Below are 17,027 nucleotides of genomic sequence, written 5' to 3' on the forward strand. Positions count from 1 at the left end.
GCGGGTCGCTCGGATGACTTTTTGATGACCAAAATGTCATAAATCGGGGCTCCGGCCACCGCTAGAATGGCGGCATACCGTTGAATGGCTTTGCGCATCATGAGCATCCTCGTCATCGAAGACGACCCCAAGACCGGCGATTACCTCAAGAAGGGTTTGCGCGAAAGCGGCTACGCCGTGGATCTCGCGCGCACCGGTACGGACGGTCTGCACATGGCGCTGGAGCACGCCTACGACCTCGTCGTGCTCGACGTGATGCTGCCGGGCATCGACGGCTGGGAAATCATGCGCACGCTGCGCGCGCGGCGCGACCTGCCGGTGATCTTCCTGACCGCGCGCGACCATGTCAACGACCGCATCCACGGGCTTGAGCTCGGCGCCGACGATTACCTCGTCAAGCCGTTTTCGTTCATCGAGCTGGTGCTGCGCATCCGCACGCTGCTGCGCCGTGGCGTGGTGCGCGAGGCGGAGCTGTTCGAATTCGCCGACCTCAAGCTCGATGTCCTGCGCCGCAAGGTGACGCGCCAGGGCGTGGAGATCGTGCTGACCAACAAGGAATTCCTGCTGCTGCACCTGCTGGTCAAGCGCCAGGGCGAGGCGCTGTCGCGCACGCTGATTGCCGCCGAGGTGTGGGACATGAACTTCGACAGCGACACCAATGTCGTCGACGTGGCCATCAAACGGCTGCGCGCCAAGGTCGACCAGCCCTTCGACAAGAAGCTTATCCATACCGTGCGCAGCATCGGCTATACCTTTGGCGAGGGCGCGTGAAAGCCTGGTCCTCGCGCTCGCTGACCGCGCGCACGACGTTGTCGTTCGCCGCGATTGCCTGCGTGGTGATCGGCGCGCTGGGCGCGTATTTCTACCAGTCCGTCAAGACCTCGATGGAGGCCCGCGCCGATCTGCAGCTGATCGGGCGCGTGGCGCATTTCCGCCGGTTGGCCAGCGATGTGTACACCGTCGGCGAGCTCAAGGACCGGCCTTTGCTGTTCGAATCCATGCTCGGCGCCGAGCGCGACGTGCTGATTTTCCGCAAGCCGGGCGAGCCGCCGTTCATCCACGTCAACCCGGACAACCTGCCGGTGCCGGCAAAGCTTGAGGCGTCCCCGCCGGGCGACGGCGCCGGCCTGAGCGCGGCCAGCATCCTGCGCACCCGGCTGGACAACGGCGTGCCGGTGCACTGGGCGGCCGCGATGGCGCGCTCCAGCGAGGACGGCGGCGTGGTCGAGGTGATCGCCGCGCATCCGATGAGCAACGAAGTGCGGATGCTCGCCGCCTACCGTGACCGCGTGGTGCTGGCCGCGCTGGTCGGCATGCTGGCGGCGACCGCGCTCGCCTTCTTCGCCATCCGGCGCGGGCTCAAGCCGGTAGGCAGCATCGCCGCGCGCGCCGCCGAGATCAGCCCCGCCAGCCTCGCCGTGCGCCTGGATGAGCGGGATGCTCCCGCCGAGCTGCGCGGCCTCGTCGGCGCGTTCAACGCCATGCTGGACCGGCTGGCCGACGGCTACGAGCGGCTGTCCCAGTTCTCCGCCGACCTGGCCCACGAGATCCGCACGCCCGTGGGCGCGCTGATCGGCCAGACCCAGGTCACGCTGAGCCAGTCGCGCCGGCCGGAGGAATACCAGGACGTCCTCGAGTCCAACCTGGAGGAGCTGAACCGGCTCGGCCATATCGCCGAGAACATCCTGTTCCTGGCGCAGGCCGACCATGCCGGGCTGGTTATCGAGCGCGCCCCGGTGTCGCTGCCTGACGAGCTCAACAAGATCGCCGAGTATTTCGAAGGGCCGGCGGACGAGAAGGCGATGACATTCGAAGTGGAGGCACTCGGCACGGTCTGGGCCAATCCGCTGCTGTGCCGCCGCGCCATCAACAACCTGGTGGTCAATGCCGTGCGCTACGGCGCGCCGGGCAGCGTGGTGCGGCTCAGCAGTACCGAAGAGCCTGACGGCATCGTCGTTGCGGTGGAAAACCAGGGCGAGGCCATCCCGCAAGGCCAGCTCGACCGCCTGTTCGACCGCTTCTATCGCGGCGATGCGGCGCGCAGCCGGGTCACCGAGTCCAACGGCCTCGGCCTGGCCATCGTGAAGGCCATCATGGTGCTGCACGGCGGCGGCGTGATGGCCAGTTGCCCCGCGCCGGGGCTGGTGCGGTTTGCGCTGCGGTTCCCGCGGCAGCAAGGGTTGGCTTCCTGAGCTTGTGGCGGCTGGCGCCTGCCAGCCGTGCGCGCGGGATCCCCGCGCGCTTCATTGCCGTCTCGTTTCTAGCGTGACAGCAGCGTTACAGCAGGGTATCCAGCAGATCCGGGCCAAACACCTCCCGGTGCACCCGGTCCGCGTTCACGCCACGCGCCTGCAGTGCCGCGCGCTGTGCTTGCATGAACGGCAGCGGCCCGCACAGGTAGAAGTCCGCATCCGCAAGATCTTCGTCGGCCAGAATCACATTGATATCCATGCGGCCGGGCAGGGCGGGTTGCGCCAGAAATTCCGCCGGCTCCTCGGATTCCAGGAAAAAGTGCGTGCGCAGCTTGGGCAGCTTGCGGGCGGCATGCTTGACGTCCTTCAGGTGCGCCACGTGCGAAGCCATGCGCGCGGCGTGGCCGAATACGACCTTGCGTGAAGGATTGCGCTGCGCGACGGTGTTCAGCGCGCTGATCATGGGCGTGACACCGACGCCGGCCGAAAGCAGCACGATGGGGGTGCTGGGCTCGATGCGCGGGGCGAAGTCGCCGAAGGGCTGGCTGACCAGCAGCACGTCGCCTTCGCGGGCGTTTTCGTGCAGCCAATTCGAGACCGCGCCGGCGGGCAGGTCCTCGCCATTGCCGCGGTCGCGCTTGACCGAGATGCGCCAGGTCTTGCCGTTGGGCGCGTCGGACAAACTGTACTGGCGCTGCTGGAAGGCGCCGGGGGTGAGTTCCACCACCACGGAGATGTACTGGCCGGGCAGGAAGTCGGCCAGCGTGGTGCCGCCCACGGCTTCGAGCGTGAAGGCGGTGATGTCGGCGCTTTGTTCTTCGCGCGTGACGATGCGCACGGGCTGGCGGTGATCGGGGCCGGTTTGCGCGCGCTCGTAGAGGCGGGCTTCCGCGGCGATCAGTTCGGCGGCGAGCAGCCAGTAGGCTTCGTCCCAGGCGGCGACCAGCGCCGGGGTGGCGGCGTCGCCGAGCACTTCGCCGATGGCGCCGAGCAGGTGGCGCGCGACAATGGCGTAGTGGCTGGGCTTGATGCCAACCGAGACGTGCTTGTGGACGATGCGGCTGACCACCGGAGCCAGGGCGCTGTTGTCGCCATAGTTGGCGGCGTAGGCAAACACGGCGGAGGCCAGCGACTGCTGCTGCGAACCGTTAGCCTGGTTGCCCATGTTGAACAGGTTGGTCAGCTCGGGCCGGTCGGCAAACATGTTGCGATAGAACGTCTGGGTAATGGCCAGGCCATGTTCGCGCAGCACGGGCACGCTCGCGTCGATCAGGGGTCTCGATTGTTCGGACAGCACGGCAACCTCCAAAGATGTGCAGAAAATGCAACAAAAAAGAAAAATGACTCCGCAGCGTGGTGCGGTGGCGGCGTACGGTCTGGGTGCAATCCTGGTTCTGCCTGGACGCAGTCAGGTGGCGACGCCTTGAAACCGATTTTATTAAACATGCATTTGCAATGCAACATAAAATTTGCGGCAGCGCGCAAAGATGCATCTTTGGTCCATGTTAGACTGCGGCAGCCGTCACACTGAGGCGCAATACCTGCCGGAGCCCCATCCTGGCTACCCCATACATCATCGCCGCAAACCGGATTTTTCCATGAGACTGACCGACTACACCGACTACAGTCTGCGGACCCTGATCTATGTGGCGGTCCATCCTGGCGAACTGGTCACCATCCAGCACATCGCGGATGCGTTCGGCATTCCCAAGAACCACCTGATCAAGATCGTGCAAAAGCTCGGCCAGGCCGGCTTCCTGCATACGGTGCGCGGGCGCGCAGGTGGCATCGCGCTGGGCCGGCCGGCTGCGCAGATCAATGTGGGCGAAGTGATCCGGACCATGGAGTCGGATTTCAACCTGGTGGAGTGCTTCCAGGGCGACGACAACCACTGCATCATCACCCGCGTATGCGGCTTGCGCGGCGTGTTGTCCGCGGCGTTGCGGGCTTATTTCGAGGTGCTGGACGCGTATAGCCTGCAGGATCTGGTGGAGAAGCCTGCGGCGCTCACGCGGGCATTTGGCGACGGTGGCGCCGCCACCCTGACCGGCATCCCGATCAAGAACGTGACGCGCAAGGCCAAGGCCTCCCAGGCGGCAGCCGAGGACGCTGGCGAGCAGTAAGCCCGCGTTGCGCCGGTCTCCCGGCTGGCGAGGTCGGCCCGGGTTCAGGCCGGCGTCTTGCGAAACGAGATGGCGAAGCGGTTCCAGCTGTTGATCGTGGCAATCAGCAGGGTCAGGTCGACCAGCTCGGCGTCGCCGAAGTGGGGGCGAACCGCTTCCCATACGGCGTCGGGCACATGATCCTGGGCGACCAGCGTGACGGCTTCCGTCCAGGCCAGGGCGGCGCGCTCGCGGTCGGTGAAGAAGGGCGTTTCACGCCAGACCGACAGGGTGGCCAGGCGGCGGTCATTCTCGCCGCCCTTGCGCGCATCGGTGGTGTGCAGGTCGATGCAATAGGCGCAGCCATTGATCTGCGAGGCGCGCAGGCGCACCAGTTCTACCAGCGGTTTTTCCAGGCCGCTCTTGCCGATGCGTTCTTCCAGGCCGAGCACGGCCTTGATGGCGGCGGGGCTGGCTTTGTAGAAGTCGAGACGTTGTTCCATGGTTTGCTCCTGCCTTGCGTTTTGCGCCATCGGTGTGAAGGCGCGACAGGAACAAGAATAGGACGGCGACTGGCTATGCAAAATAGCCAGTTTTCTCTAATTTGAGGTAACCAGTGGCGGGCCGTCCGCCGCTAGCGCCCCGGCCAGCGTCTCCATGCCGGCGTGGATGTCCGCCACGCTGATGCCACCGTAGCCAAACAGGATGCCAGGCACCGGCGCCTGCCCGCCGTACATGCCCGCAATGCCATACAGGCCGACCGATGCGGCGGCGGCGCGCGCGATCAGCGCGGTTTCGTCTTGCGGCATCTTCAGGTGGGCCACCATGTGGATGCCCGCTGCCGGCGCGTGGGGCGTGAACCACGGGCTCAACGGGCCCTGCAGGTGCGCAAGCAACGCGGCGCGGCGTGCGGCGTACTCCTTGCGCATGCGCCGCAGGTGCTTGGCGAAGTGGCCGTCGAGCATGAACCTGGCCAGCGCCGTCTGCGTCATGGTGCAGCTGTGCCAGTCGCTGATCTGCTTGGCCCTGCGCACGGCTGTGCCCAGCGGCGCCGGGGGGATCACGTAGCCGATGCGCAACTCGGGGAAGATCGTCTTGGAGAAGGTGCCGACGTACGCCACCACCCCTGTCTTGTCCAGGCTCTTGAGCGACTCCACCGGGTGGCCCATGAAGCGGTACTCGCCGTCGTAGTCGTCCTCCAGCACCAGCGCGCCACGGCGTTGCGCCCACTCGAGCAGGGCCACGCGCCGCTCCAGGCTCATCGCCATGCCCAGCGGAAACTGGTGGGACGGCGTGACGTAGACAATGCGCGCGTTGTCCGGCAGGCCGTCCACTACCAGCCCCTGCGCGTCCACAGGGACATAAGCCACCTGCGCGCCCAGCGCGGAAAACGCAATGCGCGCGGGCGGATAGCCGGGATCCTCCACCGCCACCACGTCGCCGGGGCGGATGACCACCCGCGCCATCAGGTCGATCGCCTGCTGCGCGCCGTGCGTGACGATGACGTCCTGCCAGTTGCTCACCACGGCGCGGCTGAACGCCAGGTAGCGCGACACCGCAAGCCGCAATTCCTGCTCGCCGGCGGGATCCCGGTAGCTGCCGCGCCCCCGGGCCTGCACGCGTAGCGCGTGGCTGACGCAGCTGCGCCATTTGTCGAAGGGAAACATGCCCTTGTCGGTGACGCCGCCCACGAAGTCGAACGCTGGCGCGGCGCCGGGTGGCGTATGGGGAAGGGTGTCGGGCAGCGCCTCCCAGATCGAGCCGGAGCCGGCGCTGGGGGACAGCGATGACGGAGATGGTGCCAGGCCCGTCATCTCGTGCGCGACGAACGTGCCGTCGCCGGCGCGGGAGCGCAGGTAGCCCTCGGCAATCAACCGCTCGAACACGTCGAGCGTGGTCTTGCGCGACACCCCAAGCTGCGTGGCAAGGTCGCGGGTCGACGGCAGCCTCTCGCCCGGCGCCAGGCGGCCGTCGACGATGCCCGCCCGCAACTGTCGATAGAGTTGGCCGGCAAGGCCCTGCCGGCCGTGAATGCTCAAATGGACATCCATCTCTTGATCTTGTGTTGGTGGTTACCCGGGCCCGGCACGATGCCACAGGCTGAGGCGGGCAGGTGGGAAGCGTGGGGAGCGTGGTCTTGTTCGGCGGGCATCGCGGGAAGCCTTAACCTTCCCGCCCGTCGGCCCGGGGCCGGGTCAGGTAGGGCACGTACTTCAGCAGGTACAGCGCGAAGGCCGCCATCCAGAGCGCCGCCGTGCTGGCGATCCAGAACGGTTTGTATTGCGGCAACAGCAGCGGCCCGATCACGCGGACGACAGCAGCCAGGCCGATGCACGCGTAAGCGGCGTTCTCCATCGCACCCGCTTCCAGTTTTCGGCCGGTGTGGCCCAGCGCGGTGCGCGTGATCATTCCCAGGATGGCGCAGCCGATCGCGCCCACGGTGAGGGCGTGCAGCGCCGTCGAGCGGTCGGCCCAGCCCAGGGCGGATGCCGCCAGCAGCACCAGGCCCAGCGGCAGGCAGGCATACGCCAGGTGAAGGATGGCGATCAGCGGCTTGCGCACCGTGTGCCACGAGCGCCAGCCGCCAAGCCGCAGCGCTTGCGCCAGCGCAGCCAGCAGCGCGATGGCTGCGGTTGCCATGCCGCGCGGCGCCAGCGTGCAAGCGATCATCGCGGCCAGCGTCAGCGCCACCACGCTGCGCTCCACCGGCATCGAGCGCCGGATGCGTACGCCGGGCACGGTATTGGCGGTGAACATCGGGATCACCCGCCCGCCGATCACGGTAATGAAGATGACGACCAGGCCGATGCCGGCATCGGCACTTTGCAGCGCGATGTGCACGGCGCCTCTCGCCATCGCGAGGTGGAACACCACGTTCAGCAACCACAGCAAGAACAGGGCGGCGGCAAGGCCGTAGTTGCGCGCGCTGCCGGCGCGCACCAGCACGCGCAGGAAGGCGGCGGCGCACAGCAGCAGGAAGGCGAGGTCCAGCACGGCCGCGGCAGGGGCGGGCCCGGTCCACATCGCCACGCGTGCCGCGATCCACACAGCGGCGAGACTACCCAGCAGCCAGCCCTGCGGCGTCTGCTGTCCCGTCCAGTTCTTGCCGGCGGTAAACAAGAAGCCGGCCACAACCGCGGCGGCAAAGCCAAACACCATCTCGTGCGCATGCCATAGCATGCCGCCGATGGCCGGCTGTGCGCCAGGCCACGGCCACCAGCCCAGGTAGATGGCTGCCCACACGCCGATGGCCACCACGGCGAAGCCCGCTGCCAGCAGATAGAAGGGCCGGAACGCAAGCGCAAGCGCGGGGTGGCCGTGGTATCCGGCGCCGGCTGGTGGCCGGGTAGGTGGTGGCCGGGTAGATGGCCGGGTCTGTGGCAGGGGCAGCATGACGCCTCTCGCAAAGGGTTGGATGAAACGCGGATTGCCGTTGGTGTTTGTCGGTGTTTGCAGGTGCTTCCAGGTCTTTGTCCGTGCGCTTGCCAACAGAGCTCGCATATCGTGCGGCGCAGCAACCTGTGAACGATTCTATAAAACAAGTATTTCAAATGCAACATAAAATACGGGTGTGTCAACGAGGTGACACGCTCCCGCGCGCCTTTAATGCGCGGCCGCACCAGCGGCAGCATTGCCGCCCTTGGCCGGCTTGGTGAACCAGATCAGCGGAATGATCACGATGAAGATCACGCCCGAGATCCAGAAGATATCGTTCAACCCAAGCATGGCGGCTTGCGTGGTGAGGTTGCGTTCGAAGAACGCCATCGCCTGGTCAGGGCTGAAGCCGGCCGTGGCCTGCAAGGCTTCCAGCGCGTGCACAAAGGCCGGGTTGTGCTGGCTGGCCTGCTCCGCGAGTTGCGAGTGGTGCAGGACATTGCGGTCGTTCCAGGCCGTGCTGGCCAGCGACGTCCCTACCGCGCCGGTGAACACGCGAGCAAAGTTCGACAGGCCCGCAGCGGCCGGAATCTTGTCCGGCGACAGCCCCGACAGGATGATCGCGGTCAGCGGCACGAAGAACAGCGCGGTGGGGATGCCTTGCAACAACGTGGGCAGCACCAGCGTCCAGGTGTCCACGGTGGTGGTGTAGCCCGAGCGCATGAAGAACACTGCGGCGAAGCCGGCAAAGGCCATGGTCGCCAGCACCCGCGCATCGGAGCGCGGCATGATCTTGCCCAGCGCCGGCGCCAGTACTACGGCGAAGATACCCAGCGGTGCGGTCACCAGGCCGGCATTCACGGCCGGGTAGCCAAGGTACTGCTGCATCCATTGCGGCAGCAGGACCAGGTTGGCGAAGAATACGCCGTAGGCTACCGAGATTGCCACGGTGCCGCCCAGGAAGTTGCGCCCGGCAAACAGCTTGAGATCGACGATCGGATGTTCCTCGGTCAGCTCCCAGATCACGAAGAAGATAAAGCTGATCAACGCAACGACACCCAGGCCCACGATCAGCGACGAATGGAACCAGTCGAGATCCTTGCCCTTGTCGAGCATGATCTGCAGCGCTGCCACCCAGGTGATGAGCGAAGCCAGGCCAACCTTGTCGATTGGCAGCGCGCGCTTCGGTGTTTCACGCGAGCGGTAGATGATCCAGGTGACGGCGGCGGCGAACAGGCCTACGGGAATGTTGATGTAGAAGATCCAAGACCAGGAGTAGCGGTCGGTCATCCAGCCGCCCAGCGCCGGGCCGGCAATCGGCCCCACGGTAGCCGTCATGGCCCACAGCGCCAGCGCGGTGGAACTGCGTTGCTTGGGATACGAGCCAAGCAGGATGGCCTGCGATAGCGGAATCAGCGGGCCGGCCACGGCGCCTTGCAGCACGCGCGCGGCCAGCAGGGTCGGCAGGTTGGGCGCAATGCCGCACAGCCAGGATGCCAGCACGAACAACAGGATGGCGCCGACGAACAGGCGGATTTGCCCGATGCGCTGGGTCAGCCAGCCTGTGAGCGGGATCGATACCGCGTTGGCGGCGGCGAACAGCGTGATGACCCACGTGCCTTCGTCGACAGATACACCGAGGTTGCCGGAGATGGTGGGAATGGCCACGTTGGCGATCGACGAGTCGAGCACGTTCATGAAGGTGGCGAGCGCTACCGCGAAGGTGGCGAGCACCAGCTTGCCGCCGGTAAGCGGCGGGGGCTGGAGCGGTTCGGCTGTGTTGGCGTTTTCCATGTTGAACTCGACGGGTCTCTGGCTGGTGTCGGCCGGCTCTTGCCGGATTTGATTGCTATTTAAGAATCTGATATATCAGATAAATAACGAAGAAAAATCCTGCCAGCGCATTACAGGACAGCACCTTTGGCCGGTTTCTCAGCCGTCTTCGCGGCAACCGCGGTGGCCTGTGCGCCCTGGCTGGATGCGCCCGAGGTGCTGTTCAGCGCGATGATGCGAGCGATTTCAGCATCGGCCTGCTCCCCATAGCCACGGTAGACATTGGTGCTGTAGGTGGTTTTCTTGACCGCGCCGAGTTGCGCGCCGCTGCGGTCCCTGGTGTCCACGTCGACCTGCATCGACAAGCCGATCTGCAGCGGGTGGGCACGCAGCTCCGCCGGGTCGAGCTCGATGCGGGCGGGCAGGCGTTGCACTACCTTGATCCAGTTGCCGGTGGCGTTTTGGGCCGGCAACGCCGAAAACGCGCTGCCGGTGCCGGCGGAGAAGCCCACCACGCGCCCGTGATAGCGCACGCTGCTGCCGTACACGTCCGCGCGCAGCACAACCGGCTGGCCGATTCGCATGTGCTGGAGCTGTACTTCCTTGAAGTTGGCATCCACCCACACGCCATCCAGCGGGACGATGGCCATCATCGGCGCGCCCGGGGCTACGCGCTGGCCGACCTGCACCGAGCGGCGCGCCACATAGCCCGTGACCGGCGCCGGCAGCGTGTTGCGGGCCAGGGCGAGATGCGCGTCGCGCAGCTTGGCGGCGGCGGCCTGTACGGCAGGGTGCTCGGCGACCGTGGTCTGGTCGGTCATGGTGCGGTTGGAGGCAAGTTGCTGGCGGGCGGCTTCGAGCGCGGCCTCGGCGGTCTTGACCGCGTCGCGGGCGTGGGCTACGTCTTCCGCGGACACGGCCCCGGTTTCCGTCACCTGGCTGCGGCGCTGGAAGTCGTCGCGGGCCTTGGCCAGGTCGGCCTGGCGTTGCTGGATCGCGGCCTGGTAGACGTTGTTGTTGACGTAGAGGGCGCTGACCTGGCGCACCGTTTGCGCGAGCTGAGCCTGGGCGTTGCCCAGCGCGACCTGCGCATCGGCCGGGTCGAGGTTGACCACGGCTTCGCCGGCCTGGACGATCTGCGTGTCGTCGGCGTTGACGCTGATCACGGTGCCGCTGACCTGCGGCGTGAGCTGCACGAGGTTGCCGTTGACGTAGGCGTCGTCGGTGTCTTCGTGATGCACGGCGTAGGTGAAGTAGTAGCCAGCGTAGCCGCCGGCGGCAATCAGGGAGGCCAGGCCCAGCGCGGAGAGCAGGCGCTTGCGGGTGGCCATCTTGCTGGCGGGGGCGGTGCTGCCGCTGTCGCTGTCGGCGGTGGTTTCGGTCTGGGTTGCTTCGGTCATGTTGATCACCTCGGTAGCTGTATCGGTGGTGTTATCTGAGTTGAGCGGTTATTGCGGCGATTGCGGCGATTGCGGCTGTTCGGGAGCGCCGGGCGCGGCGGCGCGAAGGACTGGCGGCGTGGCGCCCACCGCGGKGGGCGCCACGCTGGACGTATCCGTGTAGCCGCCGCCAAGAGACGCCGCCAGCGCGATCTGGCGGTCGCGGCGCGTCATGCGCAGCTGCGCCACGGCCTGGGTGCGGGCTAGCGCGCTGGTTTCCGCGTTCAGCACGGTGAGCTGGGTCGTCAGGCCCTGGCGATATTGCGCAAGGGCCAGGTCGCGGGCACGGCGGCTGTTCTGCTCGGCGCGCAGTGCATCAACCAGTTGCGCATCGATCGTGCGGATCTGGGCCAGTTGCGTCGCCACGTCGGTCAGGGCGCCGATCAGCGTCTGGTTGTAGTTCGCCACCGCCAAGTCGAATTCCGCGTAGCGGCCCTTCAACTGCGCGCGCAGCGCGCCGGCATCGAAGATCGGCAGGTGGATGGCCGGGCCGGCGCTGGCGGTGCGGCTGGCGGCGGTGAGAAAGCGGCCAAAGCCAAAGGCATCCAGGCCAATCGCGGCGCTCAGGTTGATGTCGGGGTAGAAGCCGGCCTTGGCCACCTTGATGTCGTGGGTGCTGGCATCCACGCGCCACCGTGCGGCAACGATGTCGGGGCGGCGCGAGACCAGGTCGGCCGGGAGGTTGTCCGGCAGGCGCACGGCATCGCCGGGGCTCAGCGTGGGCCGCGCGAGGGCCAGCCCGCGGTCCGGGCCGCGGCCGAGCAGGGCGCCCAGCTGGTAGCGGGCATTGAGGATGGCGCCGTTGAGCGCCGTGACCGCCGTGTTGCTGGCGTCGAGGTTGGCGTCGGCGGTGCGTTGTTCCACTTCGGTGTCCAGGCCGGAGGCGGCGCGGGCGTGGGTGATGCGGGCCAGCGCGCTGCGCTGCCTGACTTCGTCCTGGGCGATGTCGAGCAGGGCGTACAGGCGGGCCAGTTCGTTATAGGCGCGGGCCACGGCCGAGCTGACGGACAGGCGGACCTGCTCCGATTCGGCCTCGGCGGCGCGACGGGCCGAAACCGATGAGGCCAGCGCTTCGCGGTTCTTGCCCCACAGGTCGAGTTCATAGGTGGCGCTGATCACGCCACGGTTTTCGGTCTGCCAGGAACCCGCGACCGGCGGCGGCACCATGGCTGTCGCCGAGTACTGCTGGCGGGTCAAGGCGTAACCGGCGTCCACGCGCGGCAAGGTGTTGGCATTGGCGCCTTCGCTGTAGGCAGCGGCGGCGGCCAGGCGAGCCTTGGCCATGTCGATCGACGGGCTGCCTTCGAGCGCCTCGGCAATCAGCGCGCGCAGCTGCGCGTCACCGAACTGGGCGGCCCATTCGGCCGCGGGCCAGTGGCCTTGCTCGGCGGGCAGACTGGCGGTGGTTTCCAGCGCGGTGGGCTCGGCGACGTGCTTGTCGCTGGAGATGCCCGCGTAGCTGGCGCAGCCGGCCAGCCAGGCGCTGAGCAGCAGGGGCAGGACCTTGGCGGTGCGCAGGGCATGGCCGGTCGTTCGAGAAGTCTGCGTTTTCATTTTCTGATTTGTCAGATAAATGGTTAAAAAAAGACGCGCGCTCAGGCGGCCGAGAATTTGTCGAGCAGGCGCAACAATTCGTTGAACTCGCTCTTGCTGAAATTCTTGAGGCGCGCGTTGAGCACCTCGGGGGCGATCTCCGGGATCTGGTCGGCAACGCTGTGGCCCTTGGCGGTGAGTTCCAGGTTCACCACGCGGCGGTCATCCACGCTGCGCGAGCGGGTCAAGAGGCCCTTGTGCTCCAGCTTGTCGAGGATGCGGGTCATCAGGCCGGTGTCGATCACCAGCAGCTTGCTCAACTCGAACGGGGTGGTGGCCGTGCCGCGCGACAGCGACAGCAGGATGCCCATCTGCTGGGCGGTGATATCCAGTTCCTTCAGGGCCGCGTCCATCTCCATCAGCACAAGATTGCGGGCCTTGTTGAGATAAAAACCGACGCTCTCCGTCAGGTTGAAAGTCCCTTTCGTGTAGTGCTTCATGGCTGCCTCCTGTCTTCCGTCCGCTGGTTGGATGGTATTTGATAAGTCAGATAAATTCAAGGTCAGAATCTACATTGTTTAGCACGTGCGCAGAGGGCGGTCAGCAGGTTCCGAATGTGCCGCTTGCCGGCGCGGATGGCTACGCGTTCACCCCGCGGCTGGCGAAATACCGGGCTGGAGAATCGCCAAACGCTCGGTGAAACATGGCGATGAAGTTGCTTGGCGTGGCGTAGCCCAGCGCCTGCGCAACCTCGCCCACGGCCTCGCCGCGCGCGAGGCGCTCCAGCGCCAGCGTGAGCCGGGCCTGCTGCCGCCAGTTGGCAAAGCTCAGTCCGGTCTCGCCCTGGAACAGGCGGGAAAGCGTGCGCGCGGACAAGCCGGCCCAGGCCGCCCATTCCACCAGGCTGCGGCGGTCGTCGGGCTGCGCCAGGATGGCGTTGCTGATCCGGCAGGCGCGCCGGTCGGTCGGCAGCGGCAGGTGCAGGGGTTGTTGTGGCGCCTGCCGGATTTCATCCAGCAGCACCGCAGTGATTCGTTCCTGTGCGGCGTCCAGCGTGAACGGCGAAGGCCAGGACGCAGCGCGGCTGATCAGCGCGCGCATCACGTCGCTGGTCCCCACCACGCAGGGCATGCTGGGCAGGTCCTGCGCCGCGGCGGGCGCGATCCACACATTCCAGCCGCTCAGCACGCCGCTGATCGTGACCCGGTGCATTTCTCCGGGTGGCATCCAGCCAGCCCGCTGGGCGGGCAGCAGCCAGGAGCCGCGCTGCGTGCGGACATGCACCAGGCCGTTGTCGATGCAGAACAGCTGGCCGCGCACGTGGCTGTGCCAGCCCAGCTCACGCGTACCGAGCCGGAACTCGTTGTCCGCCTTGTCGGCGCCGCGCATAGCGATCAGGGCAGGGCCGCCCGGCTGTTCGCTGGTGTCGGCAAAGGCGGCCAGCAGGCTTTCCGTTTCCGCCGTCACGCGGGCTGAGGACGCAGGATGGGATGGATGCGACGACATGGCTGAAACTCATTATTTTTAGGCAGGATAACGATATCGAGTCTACCCGAATCCGCCGGATACTTGCTCCCAAGGCGCTGCCATCCACACTTCCCCGCGCCGCAGGAGATCCATATGCAGACCGCAATCCCCGCCGTACCGGCAATCCCGGCCATATCCGCAACACCCAGCTTCCAGATTTACGACGCCAGCCGCTTTCCCATCGTGATCGGCCGCACGCAGGCCATGCAGCCGGGCTATGCAATCCAGTGGCGCGAGGAGATGACCGCGCTGGTCGAGCAGGGCCGGCCCTTTGTCCTGATCCATGACCAGCGGCCAGCGGAGGAAACGCAGGAGGACCGCAAGCAGCGCGCCTTGTGGCTGAAACAGTACAAGGCACCGCTTGGCGCGGTATGCAAGGCGCTGATCCACATCGAGCCCGACCCGATCAAGCGGGCCGCGCTCAAGGCCCAAGCGTTGCTTGCCGTCAAGGCCTTCGGCATTCCCATGGCGATTTCCGCCACCATGTCCGACGCGCTTTCGCTGGCCGCGCGGGCGCTGGACGAGACCACGCTGGATGCGTCCGCGGATGCGCAGGCACCCGGGGCAGCCGCGCGTTGAGCGCTTTAAAACCAACGTCATGGCTCAAACCGCTAAGTTTTCCGTGTCTATGAAACCACTGCACATCACCATCGTCGGCGCTGGCCTGGGAGGCTTATGCCTGGCGCAAGGACTCAAGCAGCGGGGCATTGGCTTCGATGTCTACGAGCGCGATGCCGCGCTGGCCAGCCGTACGCAGGGCTACCGCATCCGGATCGACCACGCGGGCCAGCAGGCCTTGAAGGGCTGCCTGCCGGCGGCGTTGTTCAGCGTGTTCCAGTCGACCAGCGCCATCCCCGCCGCTGGCGTCAACATAGTGGACACCGGGCTCGAGGCCATCAGCGGCAGGTGGGTGGAGTCGTGGCGGCGTGCCCGTGGCGATGCGCCCGCCGCAGCGCAAGCAGAAGCAGAAGCAGAAGCGGAAGCGGAAGCGGAAGCGGAGACGGAAGCCGATGCGCAGGCGGAAGACCTGAGCGTGAATCGCCAGACGCTGCGCGAAGTCCTGATGCATGGCATCGAGGATCGGGTGCATTTCGGCAAGGCGTTCGTGCGTTACCGTGAAGACGAAGACGCGCGCGTGCAAACGGGCTTCTCCGATGGTTCATCCACCGTATCGGACCTGCTCGTCGCGGCGGATGGTGTTAATTCAAGGGTGTGCCGGCGGCGCCTGCCGGGCGCGGCACCGGCCGATACCGGGTTTGCCTGCCTCTACGGCAAGACCGATCCCACGCCTGCCATGCTGGTGCGGCTATCCGGCTTGCTGCCTGCCAGGACGTCGATCATCTTTGGCGATGGCCTGGCCGTCATCATCGATCCGATGCGGTTCCGCCCGCCGCCCGCGGGGTACCGCCTGAGCATGCCTGGCGACTACCTCTACTGGGCCATCGTCGGCGCGCGCGAAACCCTTGGCATCGGCTGGGAAGCCGGGGACGCGTTGCAGCAGGACGCGCTTGCCGCGCGCCTCGATCGCATCACGGCGGGATGGCATGCCGGGCTGCGCCCGCTGTTCCAGCAGAGCGATCGTGCCTCGCTGGCGATGGTGCCCGTCAGGACGGCAGATGTGCCCGCTGCCTGGCCAAGCAGTGCCGTCACCGTGCTGGGAGACGCCATCCATGCCATGAGCCCGGCCGGCGGCCTGGGGGCAAACACGGCGCTGCACGATGCGCTCCTGCTATCGCGGCAGCTGGGCGAGGCCGCCGCCGGCCGCCGCTCGCTGCGGGCGGCCATTGGCGGCTACGAAACCGCGATGCGGGAATATAGCGCGCGCGCCATCCTGGCGTCGCAGCGCGGGACAGAGGTGTTACTGGGCGCCAGCGGCCGGCAAGCGGAGCGGGTCCTGGCCGGCTAGGCGTGGCGATCGGGGAAGGAGGCGGTGTGACCTTGCGCACACAAACGTACTCAGCGCGGCCAAGCGAAGGGGCCGCGCGTGGTTGCCGCCGCAAAGGTCCGAACCCGGGGCGCTATTGCCCGGGAGCGAGCATTGCCACGCGGCGGCGCGGCAACATGGTGGCCGCGCCTTTCGGCTGCTCGCTACTTCGATTTCGCGCCGTCCGTGTACGGGTCGGCCTTGCCGGCCTTGGCGCCATCCGTATAGGGATCAGCCTTGCCAGCCTTGGCCCCGTCCGTGTAGGGATCGGGCTTGCCTTGCGTGGCATTCAGGTCCATTTGCGTGGATTGCTTCGCACCATCCGTGTACGGATCGAACTTGCCGGTTTTCGCCCCATCCGTATAGGGATCGGCCTTGCCGGCCTTGGCCCCGTCGGTGTAAGGGTCGAACTTCTTCTGCTGGCCATAGCTCAAGCCTGAAGCCGTTGCGGCGGCGACAAGTAACGTCAACGTGAGTACTCTGCGCATCTCTTGCTCCGGTGGTAAGGAGGTGGTCGCCTATGGTTCAGCGAGGGTGCGCCCGGTCACAGGCCGGCCGGAATAGCTGGCATCTGCGCCACGCCAGGCAAGCTGGGGCGGTAACCTCGGTGGGCCAGCGGGGCACGCAAGTGCAGGCAGGCCAGGGCGCATGAGAACTCGCCCCCGTCTGCCTATGCTGCGTCCCGCACAGTTCATCCTAGGAGTGAATCCGGGGAGGCCGTAGTAAAACGTTGTAAATCCTTGTTGCGCTTTTTCCTTTCGGCCGCGCCCTGTCCCGGAGCGTGAAAGGTGTGCCGCGGCCGGTGCATTCCCCCGATTTTCCTGGCTTTCCCCGGCTTTTCTTCTAGCGTCTCGTCACGTCCCATGTGCGCTTTGCGCGGTATCTTGGGTTTCAGGTATCCGATCTAAGAAACTCCTTGACTATCTATCTACCAGTAGATAATATTCAGCGCATGGAAGCCGCTGCTCCGCCCCAGCAAGAAAGCTGAAGCAGGAAAGAGGATCCAGCGCATCACCCGGGGAATTCCCGTTTTTTTTGGCCGGCTTATCTATCTACTAGTAGATAACAGGCAAGAGAAGCGAAGGGTTCCAAAGCGTACCGATTCGATTCCGCCCAAGCGCGGGTCCTCAAATGCAAATGGAGAACATCATGACCTCGAACC

Annotated in this window: 15 protein-coding genes; 5 read left to right on the plus strand and 10 right to left on the minus strand. The window is 66.3% G+C overall.

The window, feature by feature from the left end:
- The first annotated feature begins 99 nt into the window (after window positions 1-99).
- Window positions 100-771, plus strand: coding sequence for a heavy metal response regulator transcription factor (locus AC1DQR_RS20515; RefSeq protein ID WP_150985778.1), 672 nt, complete (start codon window positions 100-102; stop codon window positions 769-771).
- Window positions 768-2,192: a heavy metal sensor histidine kinase gene (locus tag AC1DQR_RS20520; protein ID WP_477133685.1), complete on the plus strand. Its 1,425-nt coding sequence runs from the start codon at window positions 768-770 to the stop codon at window positions 2,190-2,192. Before AC1DQR_RS20515 ends, AC1DQR_RS20520 begins: the two co-directional genes overlap by 4 nt.
- Window positions 2,193-2,277: 85 nt before the next feature.
- Here the strand turns inward: AC1DQR_RS20520 and AC1DQR_RS20525 are convergent, their stop codons facing one another.
- A complete protein-coding gene (locus AC1DQR_RS20525; protein ID WP_477133686.1) occupies window positions 2,278-3,489 on the minus strand; it encodes a globin domain-containing protein in 1,212 nt (403 codons plus the stop codon).
- A gap of 301 nt (window positions 3,490-3,790) precedes the next feature.
- Here AC1DQR_RS20525 and AC1DQR_RS20530 point away from each other — a divergent pair, with 301 nt between their 5' ends.
- Window positions 3,791-4,315, plus strand: coding sequence for an RrF2 family transcriptional regulator (locus AC1DQR_RS20530; RefSeq protein WP_477133687.1), 525 nt, complete (start codon window positions 3,791-3,793; stop codon window positions 4,313-4,315).
- Window positions 4,316-4,359: 44 nt separating this feature from the next.
- Here AC1DQR_RS20530 and AC1DQR_RS20535 read toward each other — a convergent pair whose 3' ends face one another.
- The 8 genes from AC1DQR_RS20535 to AC1DQR_RS20570 all read right to left on the minus strand — a co-directional run bounded on the left by AC1DQR_RS20535 (window position 4,360) and on the right by AC1DQR_RS20570 (window position 13,920).
- Window positions 4,360-4,797: a carboxymuconolactone decarboxylase family protein gene (locus AC1DQR_RS20535; protein WP_477133688.1), complete on the minus strand. Its 438-nt coding sequence runs from the start codon at window positions 4,795-4,797 to the stop codon at window positions 4,360-4,362.
- Window positions 4,798-4,893: 96 nt separating this feature from the next.
- Complete coding sequence (gene pdxR, locus AC1DQR_RS20540) at window positions 4,894-6,345, minus strand: MocR-like pyridoxine biosynthesis transcription factor PdxR (protein ID WP_477133689.1); 1,452 nt, start codon at window positions 6,343-6,345, stop codon at window positions 4,894-4,896.
- A gap of 112 nt (window positions 6,346-6,457) precedes the next feature.
- The gene (locus AC1DQR_RS20545; protein ID WP_477133697.1) at window positions 6,458-7,678 is read right to left on the minus strand and encodes an NnrS family protein; all 1,221 of its coding nucleotides are present in this window, start codon (window positions 7,676-7,678) and stop codon (window positions 6,458-6,460) included.
- A gap of 219 nt (window positions 7,679-7,897) precedes the next feature.
- Window positions 7,898-9,463 carry a DHA2 family efflux MFS transporter permease subunit gene (locus AC1DQR_RS20550; RefSeq protein WP_477133690.1) on the minus strand — a complete coding sequence of 522 codons (1,566 nt, stop codon included), beginning with the start codon at window positions 9,461-9,463 and terminating at the stop codon, window positions 7,898-7,900.
- Window positions 9,464-9,573: 110 nt separating this feature from the next.
- Window positions 9,574-10,842: an EmrA/EmrK family multidrug efflux transporter periplasmic adaptor subunit gene (locus tag AC1DQR_RS20555; protein WP_477133691.1), complete on the minus strand. Its 1,269-nt coding sequence runs from the start codon at window positions 10,840-10,842 to the stop codon at window positions 9,574-9,576.
- Between the two features lie 48 nt (window positions 10,843-10,890).
- Complete coding sequence (locus AC1DQR_RS20560) at window positions 10,891-12,435, minus strand: efflux transporter outer membrane subunit (RefSeq protein WP_477133692.1); 1,545 nt, start codon at window positions 12,433-12,435, stop codon at window positions 10,891-10,893.
- A gap of 41 nt (window positions 12,436-12,476) precedes the next feature.
- Complete coding sequence (locus tag AC1DQR_RS20565; protein ID WP_416048318.1) at window positions 12,477-12,914, minus strand: MarR family winged helix-turn-helix transcriptional regulator; 438 nt, start codon at window positions 12,912-12,914, stop codon at window positions 12,477-12,479.
- Between the two features lie 139 nt (window positions 12,915-13,053).
- Window positions 13,054-13,920, minus strand: a complete 867-nt coding sequence (locus tag AC1DQR_RS20570) for an AraC family transcriptional regulator (protein ID WP_477133693.1) — start codon at window positions 13,918-13,920, stop codon at window positions 13,054-13,056.
- A gap of 114 nt (window positions 13,921-14,034) precedes the next feature.
- Here AC1DQR_RS20570 and AC1DQR_RS20575 point away from each other — a divergent pair, with 114 nt between their 5' ends.
- Complete coding sequence (locus AC1DQR_RS20575) at window positions 14,035-14,520, plus strand: hypothetical protein (RefSeq protein WP_416048320.1); 486 nt, start codon at window positions 14,035-14,037, stop codon at window positions 14,518-14,520.
- Window positions 14,521-14,569: 49 nt separating this feature from the next.
- The gene (locus tag AC1DQR_RS20580; RefSeq protein ID WP_477133698.1) at window positions 14,570-15,847 is read left to right on the plus strand and encodes an FAD-dependent oxidoreductase; all 1,278 of its coding nucleotides are present in this window, start codon (window positions 14,570-14,572) and stop codon (window positions 15,845-15,847) included.
- Window positions 15,848-16,029: 182 nt separating this feature from the next.
- Here the strand turns inward: AC1DQR_RS20580 and AC1DQR_RS20585 are convergent, their stop codons facing one another.
- On the minus strand, window positions 16,030-16,353 hold the full coding sequence (locus AC1DQR_RS20585; RefSeq protein WP_150985789.1) for a hypothetical protein: 324 nt from the start codon (window positions 16,351-16,353) through the stop codon (window positions 16,030-16,032).
- Window positions 16,354-17,027: the final 674 nt, after the last annotated feature.

Source organism: Cupriavidus sp. 05L411, from assembly GCF_056398045.1.

Excerpts from the sequence above, each read along its gene's own strand:
- AC1DQR_RS20575 (WP_416048320.1), top strand. The coding sequence starts at position 14,035 with ATGCAGACCGCAATCCCCGCCGTACCGGCAATCCCGGCCATATCCGCA.
- AC1DQR_RS20570 (WP_477133693.1), bottom strand. The coding sequence starts at position 13,920 with ATGTCGTCGCATCCATCCCATCCTGCGTCCTCAGCCCGCGTGACGGCG.
- AC1DQR_RS20515 (WP_150985778.1), top strand. The coding sequence starts at position 100 with ATGAGCATCCTCGTCATCGAAGACGACCCCAAGACCGGCGATTACCTC.
- AC1DQR_RS20550 (WP_477133690.1), bottom strand. The coding sequence starts at position 9,463 with ATGGAAAACGCCAACACAGCCGAACCGCTCCAGCCCCCGCCGCTTACC.
- AC1DQR_RS20580 (WP_477133698.1), top strand. The coding sequence starts at position 14,570 with ATGAAACCACTGCACATCACCATCGTCGGCGCTGGCCTGGGAGGCTTA.
- pdxR (WP_477133689.1), bottom strand. The coding sequence starts at position 6,345 with ATGGATGTCCATTTGAGCATTCACGGCCGGCAGGGCCTTGCCGGCCAA.
- AC1DQR_RS20555 (WP_477133691.1), bottom strand. The coding sequence starts at position 10,842 with ATGACCGAAGCAACCCAGACCGAAACCACCGCCGACAGCGACAGCGGC.
- AC1DQR_RS20585 (WP_150985789.1), bottom strand. The coding sequence starts at position 16,353 with ATGCGCAGAGTACTCACGTTGACGTTACTTGTCGCCGCCGCAACGGCT.
- AC1DQR_RS20565 (WP_416048318.1), bottom strand. The coding sequence starts at position 12,914 with ATGAAGCACTACACGAAAGGGACTTTCAACCTGACGGAGAGCGTCGGT.
- AC1DQR_RS20535 (WP_477133688.1), bottom strand. The coding sequence starts at position 4,797 with ATGGAACAACGTCTCGACTTCTACAAAGCCAGCCCCGCCGCCATCAAG.
- AC1DQR_RS20530 (WP_477133687.1), top strand. The coding sequence starts at position 3,791 with ATGAGACTGACCGACTACACCGACTACAGTCTGCGGACCCTGATCTAT.